Origin of the sequence: Streptomyces sp. ADMS, from assembly GCF_033441795.1 — a bacterium.
Classification (GTDB): domain Bacteria; phylum Actinomycetota; class Actinomycetes; order Streptomycetales; family Streptomycetaceae; genus Streptomyces.
Genome location: NZ_JAVFVX010000078.1, coordinates 1 through 16538 on the forward strand (window position 1 = coordinate 1; position 16538 = coordinate 16538).

General features: G+C 71.4%; 16 protein-coding genes. 11 read left to right on the forward strand and 5 right to left on the reverse strand.

Annotated features, from left to right (window positions below):
* Window positions 1-243 precede the first annotated feature (243 nt).
* The 3 genes from RB628_RS28080 to RB628_RS28090 all read left to right on the forward strand — a co-directional run bounded on the left by RB628_RS28080 (window position 244) and on the right by RB628_RS28090 (window position 3201).
* Complete coding sequence (locus RB628_RS28080) at window positions 244-1578, forward strand: M20/M25/M40 family metallo-hydrolase (protein ID WP_318323315.1); 1335 nt, start codon at window positions 244-246, stop codon at window positions 1576-1578.
* A gap of 221 nt (window positions 1579-1799) precedes the next feature.
* Window positions 1800-2033, forward strand: a complete 234-nt coding sequence (gene chpH / locus RB628_RS28085; RefSeq protein WP_053742306.1) for a chaplin ChpH — start codon at window positions 1800-1802, stop codon at window positions 2031-2033.
* Between the two features lie 136 nt (window positions 2034-2169).
* On the forward strand, window positions 2170-3201 hold the full coding sequence (locus RB628_RS28090) for a chaplin (protein ID WP_318323316.1): 1032 nt from the start codon (window positions 2170-2172) through the stop codon (window positions 3199-3201).
* A gap of 116 nt (window positions 3202-3317) precedes the next feature.
* Here RB628_RS28090 and RB628_RS28095 read toward each other — a convergent pair whose 3' ends face one another.
* Entirely contained in the window at window positions 3318-3506 is a 189-nt protein-coding gene (locus tag RB628_RS28095; protein WP_018549191.1) for a DUF5703 family protein, read from the reverse strand.
* A gap of 47 nt (window positions 3507-3553) precedes the next feature.
* Between RB628_RS28095 and RB628_RS28100 the strand changes: the two genes are divergently transcribed.
* Complete coding sequence (locus tag RB628_RS28100; protein WP_318323317.1) at window positions 3554-4270, forward strand: hypothetical protein; 717 nt, start codon at window positions 3554-3556, stop codon at window positions 4268-4270.
* A 96-nt stretch (window positions 4271-4366) separates the two neighbouring features.
* Here the strand turns inward: RB628_RS28100 and RB628_RS28105 are convergent, their stop codons facing one another.
* Together RB628_RS28105 and RB628_RS28110 are read right to left on the reverse strand one after the other, a co-directional pair.
* On the reverse strand, window positions 4367-6571 hold the full coding sequence (locus RB628_RS28105) for a helix-hairpin-helix domain-containing protein (RefSeq protein ID WP_318323318.1): 2205 nt from the start codon (window positions 6569-6571) through the stop codon (window positions 4367-4369).
* Entirely contained in the window at window positions 6568-7551 is a 984-nt protein-coding gene (locus RB628_RS28110; protein WP_318323319.1) for an aldo/keto reductase, read from the reverse strand. The genes RB628_RS28105 and RB628_RS28110 overlap by 4 nt, the downstream gene beginning before the upstream one ends.
* Before the next feature lie 625 nt (window positions 7552-8176).
* Between RB628_RS28110 and RB628_RS28115 the strand changes: the two genes are divergently transcribed.
* Window positions 8177-9232 (forward strand): LLM class F420-dependent oxidoreductase, encoded by a 1056-nt coding sequence (locus RB628_RS28115; RefSeq protein WP_318323320.1) that lies wholly within the window; start codon window positions 8177-8179, stop codon window positions 9230-9232.
* Between the two features lie 282 nt (window positions 9233-9514).
* Window positions 9515-10303 carry a ferritin-like domain-containing protein gene (locus tag RB628_RS28120; RefSeq protein WP_318323321.1) on the forward strand — a complete coding sequence of 263 codons (789 nt, stop codon included), beginning with the start codon at window positions 9515-9517 and terminating at the stop codon, window positions 10301-10303.
* Between the two features lie 41 nt (window positions 10304-10344).
* On the opposite strand, the gene corA is transcribed toward RB628_RS28120, so the two are convergent.
* Window positions 10345-11349, reverse strand: coding sequence for a magnesium/cobalt transporter CorA (gene corA, locus RB628_RS28125; protein ID WP_318323322.1), 1005 nt, complete (start codon window positions 11347-11349; stop codon window positions 10345-10347).
* A gap of 77 nt (window positions 11350-11426) precedes the next feature.
* On the opposite strand from corA, the gene RB628_RS28130 reads away from it, so the two are divergent.
* The 5 genes from RB628_RS28130 (at window position 11427) to RB628_RS28150 (ending at window position 15390) form a co-directional block, all read left to right on the forward strand.
* Window positions 11427-12113 carry a histidine phosphatase family protein gene (locus RB628_RS28130; protein ID WP_318323323.1) on the forward strand — a complete coding sequence of 229 codons (687 nt, stop codon included), beginning with the start codon at window positions 11427-11429 and terminating at the stop codon, window positions 12111-12113.
* A gap of 123 nt (window positions 12114-12236) precedes the next feature.
* On the forward strand, window positions 12237-12827 hold the full coding sequence (locus RB628_RS28135) for a DUF3090 domain-containing protein (RefSeq protein WP_318323324.1): 591 nt from the start codon (window positions 12237-12239) through the stop codon (window positions 12825-12827).
* A complete protein-coding gene (locus RB628_RS28140; RefSeq protein WP_318323325.1) occupies window positions 12791-13627 on the forward strand; it encodes an SCO1664 family protein in 837 nt (278 codons plus the stop codon). Before RB628_RS28135 ends, RB628_RS28140 begins: the two co-directional genes overlap by 37 nt.
* A gap of 307 nt (window positions 13628-13934) precedes the next feature.
* Window positions 13935-15164, forward strand: coding sequence for a cysteine--1-D-myo-inosityl 2-amino-2-deoxy-alpha-D-glucopyranoside ligase (gene mshC, locus RB628_RS28145; protein WP_318323326.1), 1230 nt, complete (start codon window positions 13935-13937; stop codon window positions 15162-15164).
* Between the two features lie 76 nt (window positions 15165-15240).
* Window positions 15241-15390: a hypothetical protein gene (locus tag RB628_RS28150; RefSeq protein ID WP_318323327.1), complete on the forward strand. Its 150-nt coding sequence runs from the start codon at window positions 15241-15243 to the stop codon at window positions 15388-15390.
* Window positions 15391-15465: 75 nt separating this feature from the next.
* On the opposite strand, the gene RB628_RS28155 is transcribed toward RB628_RS28150, so the two are convergent.
* Window positions 15466-16470 (reverse strand): PAC2 family protein, encoded by a 1005-nt coding sequence (locus tag RB628_RS28155; RefSeq protein ID WP_318323328.1) that lies wholly within the window; start codon window positions 16468-16470, stop codon window positions 15466-15468.
* Window positions 16471-16538 lie beyond the last annotated feature (68 nt).

Consider the following 16538-nt stretch of genomic DNA (forward strand, 5'->3'; position numbering starts at 1 on the left):
CGATAAAGGGCACTAGCACCTCAAGCTAGCGCGTCTGCCATTCCGCCACCCGGACAAGGTGTTTGTCGCGCGGGGTTCCCCCCGTGGCGACGAGGGAAACATTACCAGGCTTTCGGGGGTGGCCGATCACCCCTTGTCGCGGCGTGAACGGTGTGTGACGGGCCCCGCCCGGTCTTGGGACGCGCCGGGTGGGAGGGAGAGGATGGGGGAGGACCACCAGCAGGAACAGCGGGAGGTAGCAGCGTGAGCGGGACGGGCAGGACGGACACGACCAGGGGCGTCACCGGCGAGGACGAGGTCGTGGACCTCTGCCGCGAGCTCATCCGGATCGACACCAGTAACTTCGGCGACCACTCGGGGCCGGGTGAACGCAAGGCCGCCGAGTACGTCGCCGAGAAGCTCGCCGACGTGGGCCTGGAGCCCCAGATCTTCGAGTCGCACAAGGGACGCGCCTCCACCGTGGCACGCATCGAGGGTGAGGACCGGTCCCGGCCGGCGCTGCTCATCCACGGCCACACCGACGTCGTACCGGCCAACGCGGCGGACTGGACCCACCACCCGTTCTCGGGGGAGATCGCGGACGGGTGCGTCTGGGGCAGGGGCGCGGTCGACATGAAGGACATGGACGCGATGACCCTCGCGGTCGTCCGGGACCGGCTGCGCACCGGGCGCAAGCCTCCGCGTGACATCGTCCTCGCCTTCCTCGCGGACGAGGAGGCGGGCGGTACGTGGGGCGCGCGGCACCTCGTCGACCGGCACCCAGACCTGTTCGAGGGTGTGACCGAGGCGATCGGCGAGGTCGGCGGCTTCTCCTTCACCGTCAACGAGAATCTGCGGCTCTATCTCGTCGAGACGGCCCAGAAGGGCATGCACTGGATGAGGCTGACCGTCGACGGCACCGCCGGACACGGTTCGATGATCCACAAGGACAACGCGATCACCGAACTCTCCGAGGCCGTCGGACGCCTCGGCCGCCACAGGTTCCCGGTCCGGGTCACCAAGACGCTCCGCCACTTCCTCGACGAACTCGGTGACGCGCTGGGCACCGAGCTGGACCCCGAGAACATGGACGCGACGCTCGCCAAGCTCGGCGGTATCGCCAAGCTGATCGGCGCCTCGCTGCAGAACACCGCCAACCCGACCCAGCTGGGTGCCGGTTACAAGGTCAACGTCATTCCGGGTCAGGCGACCGCGCACGTCGACGCCCGCTATCTGCCCGGCTACGAGGAGGAGTTCCTCGCGGACCTCGACCGCATCCTCGGACCGAACGTGAAGCGCGAGGACGTGCACGCGGACAAGGCCCTGGAGACCTCCTTCGACGGGGCGCTGGTGGACGCCATGCAGACCGCGCTCGTCGCCGAGGACCCGATCGCCCGGGCCGTGCCCTACATGCTCTCGGCCGGCACCGACGCCAAGTCCTTCGCGGACCTCGGCATCCGCTGCTTCGGCTTCGCGCCGCTCAAGCTGCCGCCGGAGCTGGACTTCGCGGGCATGTTCCACGGTGTTGACGAACGGGTGCCGGTCGACGCGCTGAAGTTCGGGGTGCGTGTGCTCGACCGCTTCATCGAGGCATCCTGAAATCCCGGGCCGGGCCTGAGTTCCAGGGGTTCGACCGGAGTCCCAAGTCCCGTGAAAGCGCCCGGAATTACCCGATTGAACGACACTCCAATAATCGTCCGCACGTGCGTAGCTGACTGAGAAGAGTGAATGGGCTCATAGGGTCGTAGCCCTAATGCCTCCTCCTCGTTACTGCTGATGCGATCCGCTATTCGGGATCGCATTGCCTACAAGGAGGAATAATGATCAAGAAGGTCGTCGCCGCTGCGGCTGCCACTGGTGGTCTGGTTCTCGCGGGTGCGGGCCTGGCCGTCGCCGACGCTGGGGCCCAGGGTGCCGCCGTGCACTCCCCGGGCGTCCTGTCCGGCAACGTTGTTCAGGTGCCCGTTCACGTCCCGGTGAACGTCTGCGGCAACACGATCTCCGTGATCGGGCTGCTGAACCCCGCCTTCGGCAACACCTGCGTCAACAACTGATGCTGCGCCTCTCTTCATGAGGCTCTGACTCCCAGTGAGTCTGAGCCTGTCGGCCTCGGAACGCCTCGTGCGCTCCGGGGCCGACAGGTCGTTCCGGAAGGTTCGCGAAACAACATGTGAAGGCAGGGATGCAGCAATGCGAGAGGTCACCCGCAAGGGGCTGATGACCATGGCGGCGGCGACAGGCGTGATGGCCGCCGCCGGCGGCGCCCAGGCGCATGCCGACTCGGGTGCGAACGGCGCCACGTCCAACTCACCCGGTGTGCTGTCCGGGAACACGGTGAGCGCGCCGGTGAGCGTGCCGGTCAACGTCTGCGGCAACACCGTGAGTGTCGTCGGTCTCCTCAACCCGGCGATGGGCAACAAGTGTGCCAACGGCGGCGGCAAGGGCGGTGGCGGCAACGGATCACCGGGCGGCCACGGCAACCACGGCGGTCCTGGCAACCACGGCAACCAGGGCAACCACGGCGGACAGGGAGGCCACGGTGGTCATGGCCCGTCCGGTGGATACGGCGAGGGCGGAGGGTACGGCGGGCACGGCTCACCCGGTGGATACACCGGGTACGACGGCTATGGCGGCCACGGTGGATACGGCGACTCGGGCGGCTACGGCGACTCGGGTGTCCCGGGCGGCTCCGGGTACCCGGGCAGCCCGGGCGGCTCCGGAAACTGGGGCGACTGGAGCGGCTGGGAGGGCTCGTACGCCGGCGGACACGCCACCGGCTCGCCGGGCGTGGGGTCCGGCAACCACGTGGAGGCGCCGGTCGACGCACCGGTCAACGTCTGCGGCAACTCCGTCGACGTGATCGGCATCGGCAACTCGGTGGCGGGCAACGACTGCTCGAGCACCGGGGACACTCCGGGCGGCCACCCGGCTCCCCCTCCGGAGACCGACCATCCGGTCACGCCCCCGGGCGGCGGCCACGAGACCCCGGCCCCGGCCAACCCGCACCGCCAGGGACCCCCGGCCCAGCCGGTCACTCCCGCCCATCCGGTGTCCCCGCTCACACCGCCCAGCCCCTCCTCGTACGCCGACCAGAGCGTCGCGCAGGCCGCGCAGCTCGCGCACACCGGTGGTGGCCTGCCGCTGGGCGTCGCCCTGCCGGTGGGTGCGGGCATGCTGCTCGCCGGCACCGTCCTCTACCGAAAGGCACGCCCCTCGGCGTAGACCCGTACGGAATTTCCGTACGAACAGGAGGAATTCGCCGCACGGTCACCCGGCGGCGTACCGAAACGGAGCGGGCCCCGCCTAGGCGGGGCCCGCTCCGTTTCGGCCGTGTCACCTCACCACGTGGCACGCACCTGGCGGATGATCCGCCGGCGCAACCGCACCCTGCGGCTGCCGTCGCGCAGCAGGCTCAGGCGGTCCAACTCCCAGTGTCCGTACTCGGCATGGTCCGTCAGCAGGCGTGTGGCTTCCTTGCGGGTGACCCCGCGCGGTACGTACACGTCGACGAATTCGTATTCCGGCATCGCATCTATTGTGCGGGCAGAGGCCCGGTACGGATAGCGTCTGCACTATGTCTGATGCTGCGCAGCCCACCGCTGCCGAGGTACGAGCCGCCGCCGAGGCGGTCAAGACCGCGCTCGACCGCCACCTGGCGGCGGTCGAACGCCGGTCGGGGGAGGACGACCCCGATGTCTACGAGGCGTTCAACCAGCTGGCCGCTGCCGCCGAGGTCTACGACGAGCTGCTCTACGACCGCTACGACGAGGTCACCCCCTTCGAGATCCCCGGTACGGACGACGCGCTGCCGCCGTACACGGGCCCCGAGGAGCCGAACGCGCTGAGTGTGCTCATCCGCCGCGACTACGCCGTGGTGGAGCCGCAGCGGCTGCTGGCGCAGGCACAGCGGGTGGAGGCCGTGGACGACGACGGCGCGGGCGCCGAGGTGTCCGGCACGGTGCACGGGGCGCTGGGCCTTCTGTTCGGCGAGTTCGAGCCGGACGAGATCGCCTCCCGCCACAAGGAGTTCGGCCTGGAGGAGGCCGACTCCACGCTGTGGGTGACGGCCGCCGACGAGCCGGCCGAGCCCGGCGAGTGGCTGGAGGCGCCCTTCGACCAGGTGGACGCGCAGCGGGTGGTCTGCCGCTTCGATGTCAGCGCGGTCTTCGACGACGAGGCGGACGACATCATCGACGAGGACGATCTGCTGGAGGACGAGCTCGATCCGCGCATCGTGGCAGTGGGCCTCGACGAGGACGAGGACCTGGAACCCCTGGACGCCGATCGCTAGCCGGCGATCGGTCGTCCCGAGGACGCGGCGGTCATGGGAGGCGATGCTTCCCGTGACCGCCGCCGTCGTTCGTCGTGGACCGTCCGGATCGCATCCTCAGCCGGCCGGGGGCACCTGGGCTCCGAGCAGCGCCGGCAGCCGCGTCGTGCGGGCCTTCGCCGGGACCTCCGCGACCGCGCGGGGGAGGGCCTGGTCCACGCCGTGCACCACGGAGAGGTGCCGCTCCGCGCGGCCGAAGGCCGTGTAGACCCAGGGCCGGGTCAGCGACGATGCCGCGTCCCCGGGCAGCACCACGACGGCGGCCGGCCAGTGCAGTCCCACAGCCTGGTGCGCGGTGAGCGCCCACCCGTGCCGCACGCTCTGCTCGACCCGCTCCTTCGGTACGACGACGGGGGCGCCGCCGCACTCCAGGTGCAGCCCCTCCGCGTCGGCCCTGACGACCTGCCCGGGCACCGTCCGTCCCGGCGCCGGCGCGTACACGATCCGGTCACCCGGGTCGTACCCGCCGAAGCGGCCAGGACCGGGGTTCAGCCGCTCCTTGAGGGCGGAGTTGAGCGCGCGCGTGCCGGCCGCGCCGCCGTGCCCCGGCGTGATCACCTGCGTGTGCTCGGCCGGTACACCGAGTGCCCTGGGCACCGAGTCCGCGACGAGCTGCACGGTCCGGTGCACCGCCTCGCCCGCGTCCCGCACGGGGACGATCACGACCTCCTTGCCGGGCGCCTCGACCTGGGTGAGCTCGCCGACGGACACACCCGAGACGAGTTCGCCGATCGGACCGGGATCGGGCGTGCGCGAGACGACGTGCGGGCACGCGCGCGCGGCGAGCAGATCGGCGAAGACCCGCCCCGGACCGGCCGACCACAGCACCGCCGGATCACCGCTCAGCACAAGCCTCGCCCCGTCGGGCAGCGCCTCCACGACCATCGCCGCGCTCTCCACATCTAGCTGCGGCGCGTCCAGCACGACCAGCAGATCGAGCCCGAACGCGCCGTCGGCGTCCCGCCCGGGCCCTTCGGCCCCGGCCAACAGCCCGGCGACGGTGACGACGCCATCCGATGCGGAGTCGCCCGCGGAAGCGAGAAGTGCCGCGAAGCGGCGGCGGCCGTCGGACGTGTGGGCGGCGGCGCAGACCCGCAGGCCCAGGGAACGGGCCGCGGCGACGAGGGCGGCCGGTTCGGCGCGCGCCGCGTCACCGCCGGTGTGCACCACGAGCGCGTGTCCGGCGACGGATCGGATCAACTCGGCCGCGGAACCGGACCCCGGCGCCCCGGCTGACGACTCCCAGTCCTCGGACGCCTCCTTGGGCAGCGAGTTGACGATCCGGGCCAGCCCGTCGGCGAGACTCTCCTCGGCGAGCGCGTACCGCTCCAGCCCGATGAGCACGCGGACGGGGCGCTCCTCGGCCTCGTCGTCGTCCGCACCGTCCGCAGCCTGCCCCGCGGCCTCCCCGACCGCGTCTTGGAACTCCAGGGCCTCGCCCTCCGCGACCGCGCTCTGCACGGCGGTTTCCGGATCGGGCACGCCGCGCTGGGCGAGGGCGGCGGTGAGCGCGCCGGCGTCCAGGACGGTGTGTCCGGCCAGGGCGGCCTGGTCCAGCAGCCACACCGTGACCGCCCGCCCACGCCGCTCGTCGTCCGGACCGCACCCGTCGCCCAGCAGCGCCCGCGCGAACCCGTCGGCCTGCTCGGGCCGCACCCCGGACACCCGGAGCAACTGCCAGGGGTCCGCACGCAGTTGTGCGTCCGCTCCGTCACCCAGAGCCGAGACGACCTGCGGCGCGAGCACGTCCGGCGCGCCCCCCTCGGCCAGTACGCCCCGTACGGCCTCGACTGTCTCCGGCGCCGGGCCGGCCGCGGTACGACCGGCGACGGGCGGGGCGGGCTGGGGCCGCCGTACGGGAACGGGCGAGTCCGCGGGCTGTGCGGCCGGGGCCGCGGTCCCGGCCGTCGGCTTGGACTCCTGGGCGCGGAAGGCGACGGTCGCCGCGGGCTTCTCCCCGCTCTCCACGGCCCGTACGGCCGCCAGCAGATCGGCGGCCGTACCGCTGAGCTTGGTGCCGGCGGCGATCGGCCCCTGCTTCTCGGCCTTGCGCCGCTCGATCCGCTCCCGCAGCTCCCGCTGCGCGGCCAGCTCGGCCTCGGCCTCGGACGGCTGTCCGGCATCACCGCCGCCGTTCTCGGTACTCTCGCCGGTCTCGGTCCGCCCGGTCGACGAATCGTCCGCCGCGTCCTGAACGGCCTCCTCGGCGGTGCCCGGGGTCCCCGGCTCGGCTTCCTCCGTGGTGTCGGGCTCCGTGGTCACAGCGTGCTCCAGTCGTGATCGGGATAGCGGTGCACGGGCGCTGACACGTCGTCGAGCGCCCGGCAGATCTCGTCAGGAAGACTAAGGGTCTCCACTGACAATGCGGCCGTGAGCTGCTGCGCGTTGCGCGCGCCGATGATGGGGGCGGCCACGCCGGGCCGGTCGCGGATCCAGGCGAGCGCCACCTGCAAGGGCGTCACCGCCAGTCCGTCCGCCGCGGTCTGCACCGCGTCGACGATGCGGCTCGCCGTGTCGTCGAGGTACGGCGCGACGAAGGGCGCCAGGTGCTCGGAGGCGCCCCGGGAGTCCGCCGGGGTCGAGTTGCGGTACTTGCCGGTGAGGACGCCGCGTCCGAGCGGTGAGGAGGGCAGGAGTCCGACGCCCAGGTCGAGGGCGGCGGGCAGCACCTCGCGTTCGATGCCGCGCTGGAGCAGCGAGTACTCCAGTTGCGTGCTGGACAGGCGCGTACGTATGCCCGGTGCCGCGAGTTGCCAGGTCGCCGCCTTGGCGAGCTGCCAGCCGCAGAAGTTGGAGACGCCGGCGTATCGGGCGCGTCCGCTGCTGACGGCGAGGTCGAGGGCCTGGAGGGTCTCCTCCAGGGGGGTGTCGGGGTCGTAGGCGTGGATGTGCCAGACGTCGACGTGGTCCGTGCCGAGGCGGGCGAGGGAAGCGTCGAGGGCGGCGAGGAGGTGGCCGCGGGAGCCGTCGACGCGGCGGTCGGGGTCGGGGACGCTGCCGGCCTTGGTCGAGATGACCAGGTCGCGGCGCGGCACGAGGCCTTCCATGAGCTGCCCGAGCAGATACTCGGCCTCTCCGTCGCCGTACACGTCCGCGGTGTCGACGAGGGTTCCGCCCGCTTCCCAGAACGCCTTCAACAGGTCCGCGGCGTCGTGCTCGTCGGTGTCCCGACCCCAGGTCAGGGTGCCGAGCCCGATCCGGGACACACGCAGGCCGGTACGGCCGAGATGCCTCTGCTCCATGAACGCCGAGATTACTGGCCAGAACCGACCAAGTGGGTTGCCTGTGGACAACGGTTTCCCGCCCCTGCCGCCCCTGCCCGTTCCTTTCCCCGGGGGCTGCCGCCCCCAGACCCCTGCTTCGGCCCTGAAGTGGCCGTGTCCTCGAACGCCGGACGGGCCGGCGCCGGGGGCCGGCGCCGGAGGGGGAGCTGCCTGGACTGCGGGTGCGGCGGGGGTGGGGCCGGGGGAGGAGGCTGGGGGCGAACGGGCCTTGTCCGCGAGCGACGGCAGGCGCATGCGGGGGAGCTGTGAGGGCTCCAGGTGAGGTGGTGCGGGTGGCCGTCCTCGGTCGCCGGGCGGGCTGGAACACCGGGCCTGGGCTGTGGAGAGACGGTGCGGGCGTGCGGGCGGGTGGGAAGGAAGGTTGGTTGTCCGGGCTGGGATGCCGGTCGGCAACGAGCGGTTCGAGGGTGCCCGGCAAACGGACCGGGACGGGCGGGCGGTTGGTCAGACAACGACCTGGCCCGCACCGGCCTCGCCCCCTAAACGCCGGACCAGCGAGATCCACGCCCCACCTCCCCCCGTACATCTACACGCTAATGTCGGTCGTACAAGGGACGTTACTGATCGGTAAGGGGAATCGGCCATGCAGCTCGGGATCAACCTCGGCTACTGGGGTGCCGGAATGGACGCGGACAATCTGGCCGTCGCGCAGGAGGCCGACCGCCTCGGATACGCCGTCTGCTGGGCCGCCGAGGCCTACGGATCGGACGCGGCCACCGTGCTCACCTGGGTCGCCGCCCAGACCGAGCGCATCGACGTCGGCTCGGCCATCTTCCAGATTCCGGCCCGGCAGCCCGCGATGACCGCGATGACCGCCGCCACCCTCGACTCGCTCTCCGGCGGCCGCTTCCGGCTCGGCCTCGGCGTCTCCGGGCCGCAGGTGTCCGAGGGCTGGTACGGCGTCAAGTTCGACAAGCCGCTTTCCCGCACCCGCGAGTACGTGGAGATCGTACGCAAGGCGATGAGCCGTGAGCGGCTCTCCCACGACGGTGAGCACTGGACGCTGCCGCTGCCCGGCGGGCCGGGCAAGCCCATCAAGCTGACGGTGCACCCCGAACGCGAGCACATCCCGCTCTACATCGCCGCGATCGGCCCCAAGAACCTCGAACAGACCGGCGAGATCGCCGATGGCGCGCTGCTCATCTTCCCGTCCGCCGCGCACATCGAGGACACCGCCATCCAGTACCTGCGCGCGGGGCGCGAGAAGGCCGGGAAGACCCTGGAAGGGTTCGACGTCTGCCCGACCCTGCCGCTCGCCGTCGGTGACGACAAGGACGTGGCGTCGCTCGCCGACACCTTCCGGCCGTACACCGCCCTGTACGTGGGCGGCATGGGCAGCCGTAAGCAGAACTTCTACAACCAGCTCGCCCAGCGCATGGGATACGAGAAGGAAGCCGCCGAGATCCAGGACAAGTACCTGTCCGGCGACAAGGAGGGCGCCGCGGCCGCCATTCCGCACGAGCTGATCGACCAGACGACGCTGCTCGGCTCGGTGGACCGGATCGCCGACCGGATGCAGGCCTACGCGGCGGCCGGTGTCACCACGCTCACCCTCGCCCCGGCCGGCTTCACGCTCGACGAGCGGATCGCCTCGCTCCGGGCGGGCTCCGACGCCCTGGAGCGCGCCGGGCTGGCGTAACGCGCGCAAACGGATCAACAGGGCAGTGAAGTTCCGCGGCCGTGGTGGGGGCTCGGGGGGTCTTCCCCGCCACGGCCGTCATGGAGCACAACGCGCCGTGGACCCTGCGGTTACGCCCTCCACCCCCGCCACCCCCTCGCACTTACGTCCTGTCGCGCCACTCCCGGTCCTCCTTTTGGCGTTGTTGTCCGACACAGCTGTTGCAGCGTCCCCCGCACCGCATTTGACTCGTTGTCTGACTCGTTCTTTGCGGAACCGGCAGAACTGCGAGAGGTGCCCCTGATGTTTTCGGCCCGGAGTCTGTTCCAGGAGATCCTCGACAACGACGATTCCTTCCGCCTCTTCTGCTCCATCGCGGCCAGCGGGGAGTCACAGGGCGGCTGGGAGAATGCCCGTATCGCCGCGCTCGTCCCGGCGAGCGAACGCGACCTCGCCCCCCGGATCACCCGCCACGGCGCGGACGAGGACAAGCACGGGCGGATCTTCAACGCCCTCATGAAGAAGCGCGGCCTGAAGCCCGTCGACGTCCCGGCCGACACCGACTACACGATGCTCCTGGAACGGCAGGGCATCGGTCTCGCGCACGAGAAGCTCAAGAGCGACGAACCGCTGACCGTGCGGGACATCGTCACCTACCTCGCTCACAGTCGCGTCACCGAGCAGCGCGCCTCCGAGGAGATGGAACTGCTGCGCAAGTACTTCGGCGACCACCCCGATCTCGGCCGCGCGGTGCGGATGATCTCGAAGGACGAGGACAACCACCTCGCCTACTGCCACGAGGAACTCCTGCGCTTCGCGGCCGCCGGCCACGGCCGCCTCATCCAGCGGACGCTGCGCGAGTGCGCGCTCGCAGAGATCCGCGTCTACCGGGACGTCAGCCTCGCGGTCATGTCCCACATGGGGCGGGTGCTGGACTGGCCGCGCCCCAAGGCCGCGGTCCTCGCGGCGGGCATCCGCGCGGTGTACGCCTACGAGCGCGCCGTCGGCTGGCGCCGCATGGTCTCCCTGCGGATGCCCGAGCGGCGCGACGCACTGGGCGGCCCGGCGACCAGGTCCCCGGAGTTCGCCTGAGTTCGCCCGCGAAGTCCCCCGGGGACAGACCCGCGACCGTGCTACAGCCAGCCCCGCCGCTTGAACATCCGGTAGAGCAGGACCTCCACGACGGCCATCACCACGAGCAGCGCCGGGTACGACCACACCCAGCGCAGCTCCGGCATGTGGTCGAAGTTCATGCCGTAGATCCCGGCGACCATCGTGGGGAACGCGGCCATGGCGGCGAACGCGGAGATCTTCCGCATGTCGTCGTTCTGCCGCACGCTCATCTGCGCGAGATGGGCCGACAGGACGTCGGAGACCAGGCGGTCCAGACCCTCGACGGACTCGTTCACGCGCGTGAGGTGGTCGCTGACGTCCCGGAAGAACGGCTCGGCCTTCTCGTGGACGAATGGCAGTCGCGCACCGAACAGGCCCGTGCCCGAGAGCCTGGCGAGCGGTGCCGTCAGAGGGCCCGTGGCGCGGCGGAACTCCAGGATCTGCCGCTTGAAGGTGTAGATGCGCGACGCCGTGTGGCGCGAGCCCCCGCCGGAGGGCGAGAAGACCTCCTCCTCCAGCTCCTCCAGGTCGGTGCCCAGCTCGTCCGCCACCTCCACGTAGTGGTCGACGACGGCGTCGGCGATCGTGTACAGCACCGCCGTGGGTCCGTGCCGCAGCATCTCGGGATCGGCCTCCAGCCGGTGCCGTACGGCAGCGAGGGGCGCCTCCTCGCCGTGTCGCACGGTCACCACGAAGGAGTCGCCGACGAACACCATGATCTCGCCGGAGGAGACGATGTCGGCGTGCGGCTCGTAGCCGACCGGCTTGAGCACCATGAACAGCGAGTCGTCGTACACCTCCAGCTTCGGCCGCTGATGCGCCTTGAGGGCGTCCTCGACGGCCAGGGGATGCAGTCCGAACTCCTCCGTGACCTGTTCGAACTCCTCCTCCGTGGGCTCATGCAGACCGACCCAGACGAACGTCTCCTCGGCCTGGTCCGCGCGGCACACGTCCAGGGCGTCGGAGAAGTCGGGCGGTCCCTCCGTCCGGCGTCCGTCGCGGTAGATGGCACAGTCGACGATCACGGTGCGCATTCTCCCGTCGCCCGGCCGAAAACGCACTCCTGCGTACCACCGGGGGGCGTCCGCCTACCCTGGGCCGCATGCCCACGCTGATCCTCGTCCGGCACGGACGTTCCACCGCCAACACCTCCGGAGTGCTCGCCGGCCGCACACCCGGCGTAGCCCTCGACGAGCGGGGTGCCGCGCAGGCCGCCGCGCTGCCCGGGCGCCTCGCCGAGCTGCCGATCTCCGAGGTCGTCACCAGCCCGCTCCAGCGCTGCCAGGAGACGGTCCGGCCCCTCCTCGAAGCCAGGCCGGAACTGCGCCCGCACACCGAGGAGCGGATCACGGAGTGCGACTACGGAGACTGGTCCGGGCGCAAGCTCGCCGAGCTGGCGGACGAGCCCTTGATGCAGGTCGTCCAAACGCACCCGACCGCCGCCGCCTTCCCCGGCGGTGAGTCCATGCGGGCCATGCAGACGCGCGCGGCCGAAGCCGTACGCGGGTGGAACGCGCGCGTGGAGGCCGATCACGGTGCCGACGCCCTCTACCTGATGTGCTCGCACGGCGACATCATCAAGTCCCTTGTCGCGGACGCGCTCGGACTTCATCTCGACCTCTTTCAACGGGTGTCCGTAGAACCCTGTTCCATCACCGTGATCCGTTACACCCGTCTCAGGCCATTTCTCGTCCGCCTCGGGGACACCGGTGATTTCGCCTCCCTGGCGCCGCGTGAGGAACCCCCGGGCGAGGAGGCCGCGGTCGGGGGCGGTGCGGGCGCACCGTGATCGTCGGCAGCAGTAGGGTGAAGCGGTCGCGGTAGCCCCGCGGATGCCGATGTCGGCCTATCGGCCGACCCTTCCCCAGACGACAGACGACAGACGCAAATCATTCGATTCAGGAGACAGGACGTGTCCCGTCAGGTGTTCCTCTACGATCCCCCGGACCGCTTCGTGGCCGGTACGGTCGGACTGCCCGGGCGCCGTACGTTCTTCCTCCAGGCCACCGCCGGCCCCCGGGTGACCAGCGTGGCCCTGGAGAAGACCCAGGTCGCGGCGCTCGCCGAACGCATGGACGAACTGCTCGACGAGGTCGTACGCCGTAGTGGGGGCAACGCCTCCGTCCCGGCCGTGGCCCCCACCGAGGTGTCCGACACCCGCCCCCTCGACACCCCCGTCGAGGAGGAGTTCCGGGTCGGCACCATGGCGCTCGCCTGGGACGGCGACGAGCAGCGCATGATCGTCGAGGCGCAGGCCCTGGTGGAGCTGGACGCCGAGTCCGAGGAGGATCTCGTCGAGGCCGAGGAGCGGCTCCTCCAGGACGAGGAGAACGGCCCTCCGATGCTGCGCGTCCGGCTCACCGGCGCGCAGGCCCGCGCCTTCGCCAAGCGCGCCCTGGAGGTCGTCAACGCCGGCCGGCCGCCGTGCCCCCTGTGCAGCCTCCCGCTCGACCCGGAAGGACATGTATGTCCGCGCCAGAACGGATACCGCCGCGGAGCGTGACGGCCACCCCCACGCCCGCCGAACTGCTCGCCAGGGGCGAGCTGACCGTACGCGGGCGCATCAGTGAGGCGTCGAACGCGGCGCTGTACTGCACGGTCTCCTACGAGGGGCAGGAGGCCGCCTGCATCTACAAACCCGTGGCCGGTGAACGGCCCCTGTGGGACTTCCCCGACGGCACCCTCGCCGAGCGCGAGATGGCGGCGTACGAGGTGTCCGAGGCGACCGGCTGGGGGCTCGTACCGCCGACCGTGCTGCGCGAGGGGCCGTACGGCGAGGGGATGTGCCAGCTGTGGATCGACGTGGAGGCCCCGGACGGCGACGGGCTGCTCGCCCTCGTCGAGGGTGAGCAGCCCGGGCCCGGGTGGAAGGCGATCGGCTTCGCCGAGGTGGGTGAGGGGAAGACGGCACTGCTCGTGCACGCCGACGACGAGCGGCTGCGGCGGCTCGCCGTTCTCGACGCGGTGATCAACAACGCGGACCGCAAGGGCGGGCATCTGCTGCCGGGTGGCGAGGGGCGGCTGTACGGGATCGACCACGGGGTCACCTTCAACGCCGAGAACAAGTTGCGGACACTGTTGTGGGGGTGGGCCGGGGAGCCCCTCATGCCGGAGGCGGTCGAGGTGCTGACGGGGCTGAAGAGCGCGCTGGGGGAGGGCGGAACGCTGGCCGTGCGACTCGCGGAGCTGGTCACCGGCGACGAGATCGAGGCCACGCGGGTACGGGTGGACGCGTTGCTGTCGTCCGGGAAGCACCCGGAGCCCAGCGGGGAGTGGCCGGCGATCCCGTGGCCGCCCGTGTGAGGTGCGCGGGGCTGCTGTGGCCGTCCGGGTGGTCGCGCCGCCCGGCGCAGGCGCCGCCTGCGCCCACCCCGGGCCGCCCCCGGCGGCACGCACGCCCGCAGCCATGCGGGTGCCCGGGAACTCCGGCCGGCTGGAGCGCCCGGTCGAGGGGTTCGGGGCCGTGACACGGTGCGGCTCCGCCGCGTGGGGGACCAGGCTCCACCAGTCGCGGTCATGACATTGCGGCGAATGGCGCAAGACCCCCTTCCCGGCCATCCGGACCAGGTCCGGCTCGTATACGGAACATCCGTCCGGTTACGCTCATGACATGCATGCCTGGCCCGCTTCCGAGGTCCCCGCCCTGACTGGTCAGGGCCGCGACCTGAGGATCCACGACACCGCGACCGGCGGTCCGGTCACCCTCGACCCCGGTCCCGTCGCCCGTATCTACGTCTGCGGCATCACCCCGTACGACGCCACCCACATCGGTCACGCGGCGACCTACAACGCGTTCGACCTCGTACAACGCGTGTGGCTCGACAACAAGCGGCAGGTTCACTACGTCCAGAACGTCACCGACGTCGACGACCCGCTGCTTGAGCGGGCCGCGCGCGACGGCATCGACTGGGTGGGGCTCGCCGAGAAGGAGACCGCTCTCTTCCGGGAGGACATGACCGCCCTGCGGATGCTGCCTCCGAAGGAGTACATCGGCGCCGTCGAGGCGATACCCGGCATCGTTCCGCTCGTCGAGCGGTTGCGGGACACGGGCGCCGCCTACGAGCTCGAAGGGGACGTCTACTTCTCCGTCGAGGCCGACCCCGACTTCGGCAGGGTGTCCAACCTGGACTCCGCCGCGATGCGGCTGCTGTCCGCCGAGCGCGGCGGCGACCCCGGCCGGCCGGGCAAGAAGAACCCGCTCGACCCGATGCTGTGGATGGCCGCCCGGGAGGGTGAGCCGAGCTGGGACGGCGGTTCCCTGGGCCGCGGTCGCCCCGGGTGGCACATCGAGTGTGTCGCCATTGCCCTCGACCACCTCGGAATGGGCTTCGACGTACAGGGCGGCGGCTCCGACCTCGCCTTCCCGCACCACGAGATGGGCGCCTCGCACGCCCAGGTGCTGACCGGCGAGTTCCCCATGGCCAAGGTGTACGTCCACGCCGGCATGGTCGCGCTCGACGGCGAGAAGATGTCCAAGTCCAAGGGCAACCTCGTCTTCGTGTCCGCGCTGCGCCGCGACGGGGTCGACCCGGCCGCCATACGGCTCGCGCTGCTCGCCCACCACTACCGGGCGAACTGGGAGTGGACCGACCAGGTGCTGGCGGACGCGGTCGCGCGGCTCGGGCGCTGGCGGGCCGCCGTGTCCCGGCCCGACGGGCCGTCGGCCGACGGTCTCGTGGAGGCGCTGCGCGAGGCTCTCGCGAACGACCTCGACGCCCCTGCGGCGCTGGCCGCCGTGGACCGCTGGGCGGCTCTCCAGACTGAGCGGGGCGGTACGGACGAGGGTGCCCCCGGCGTCGTGTCCCGTGCCGTGGACGCCCTGCTGGGCGTGGCGCTGTAGCGGAGACCGAGTGCAGGTGGGGTCCGCCGGGCCGGTTCGGCCGCCCGGCGGCTCTGTACGTGGGCCTGCGGCCCCAATGAGAGCCGGTCGAAGCCGGTACCTGGCGGGCGGTGATCAGTTCCGCTCCGTCGTGCCCCGGCCCCGGATGCTGTATCTGCCCAACGCCCGGTTCACGACGACGCCGACGCCCGAGACGGCGTACGCCGTGGTCGCCGTGGACCGCTGACGGACGCGGGCACGGCACATAGCGGAAGGGCCGGTGCGCACCAAGCGCACCGGCCCTTCCGCCGTAACCGACCGCTCACTCGTCCGGGGAGTCCTCGTCGTCCGTGCTCGGCAGCTGGGGCGGCTTCGGCGGCTGCGGTTTCGGGCGGCCGGCCGGGTTGTCCCGAAGGTACGACGCGCTGTCGGTGCCGTCCGCCGTGGCGTGGCCGCCGGGGGCCGGGCCCGGGCCCGCAGGACCGGTGCCGTCGCGGCGGCGCAGATAGCGCTCGAACTCACGGGCGATGGCCTCGCCCGACGCCTCGGGCAGCTCGGCGGTGTCCCGGGCCTCCTCCAGAGTCTGCACGTACTCCGCGACCTCGGTGTCCTCGGCGGCCAGCTGGTCCACGCCCACCTGCCAGGCACGCGCGTCCTCGGGCAGCTCGCCCAGTGGGATGCGGATGTCGATCAGGTCCTCCAGGCGGTTCAGGAGAGCCAGCGTCGCCTTCGGGTTCGGCGGCTGCGACACATAGTGCGGGACCGCCGCCCACAGTGACACCGCCGGAACGCCCGCGTGCGTGCACGCCTCCTGGAGAATGCCGACGATGCCCGTGGGTCCCTCGTACTTGGTCTCCTCCAGATCCATCCGCCGGGCCAGATCCGGGTCGGACGTGACCCCGCTGACCGGAACCGGGCGGGTGTGCGGGGTGTCGCCGAGCAGGGCACCCAGGACCACCACCAGCTCCACGCCAAGTTCGTGCGCGAAGCCCAGCAGTTCGTTGCAGAACGAGCGCCAGCGCATCGACGGCTCGATGCCCCGGACCAGTACGAGGTCGCGGGGTTTGTCGCCGCCGACCCTGACCACCGACAACCTTGTCGTCGGCCAGGTGATCTTGCGCACACCGCCGTCCAGCCACACGGTGGGGCGGTTGACCTGGAAGTCGTAGTAGTCCTCGGCATCGAGTGCCGCGAACACCGCGCCCTTCCATTCCCGGTCCAGATGCGCGACAGCGCTGGAAGCGGCGTCGCCGGCGTCGTTCCAACCCTCGAACGCGGCCACCATGACTGGGTCGATCAGCTCGGGAACCCCCTCCAGCTCGATCACCCAGCGCCTCCTTCCGATGTGCCCTCGCTTGACCACCCAACCTTACGGCGTGCGGCGGGGGCGCCCGC

Coding starts and splice junctions, on each gene's coding strand:
- RB628_RS28090 (WP_318323316.1), top strand. CDS start 2,170: ATGCGAGAGGTCACCCGCAAGGGGCTGATGACCATGGCGGCGGCGACA.
- RB628_RS28115 (WP_318323320.1), top strand. CDS start 8,177: ATGCAGCTCGGGATCAACCTCGGCTACTGGGGTGCCGGAATGGACGCG.
- RB628_RS28095 (WP_018549191.1), bottom strand. CDS start 3,506: ATGCCGGAATACGAATTCGTCGACGTGTACGTACCGCGCGGGGTCACC.
- chpH (WP_053742306.1), top strand. CDS start 1,800: ATGATCAAGAAGGTCGTCGCCGCTGCGGCTGCCACTGGTGGTCTGGTT.
- RB628_RS28140 (WP_318323325.1), top strand. CDS start 12,791: ATGTCCGCGCCAGAACGGATACCGCCGCGGAGCGTGACGGCCACCCCC.
- mshC (WP_318323326.1), top strand. CDS start 13,935: ATGCATGCCTGGCCCGCTTCCGAGGTCCCCGCCCTGACTGGTCAGGGC.
- RB628_RS28120 (WP_318323321.1), top strand. CDS start 9,515: ATGTTTTCGGCCCGGAGTCTGTTCCAGGAGATCCTCGACAACGACGAT.
- RB628_RS28150 (WP_318323327.1), top strand. CDS start 15,241: ATGAGAGCCGGTCGAAGCCGGTACCTGGCGGGCGGTGATCAGTTCCGC.
- RB628_RS28100 (WP_318323317.1), top strand. CDS start 3,554: ATGTCTGATGCTGCGCAGCCCACCGCTGCCGAGGTACGAGCCGCCGCC.
- RB628_RS28110 (WP_318323319.1), bottom strand. CDS start 7,551: ATGGAGCAGAGGCATCTCGGCCGTACCGGCCTGCGTGTGTCCCGGATC.
- RB628_RS28130 (WP_318323323.1), top strand. CDS start 11,427: ATGCCCACGCTGATCCTCGTCCGGCACGGACGTTCCACCGCCAACACC.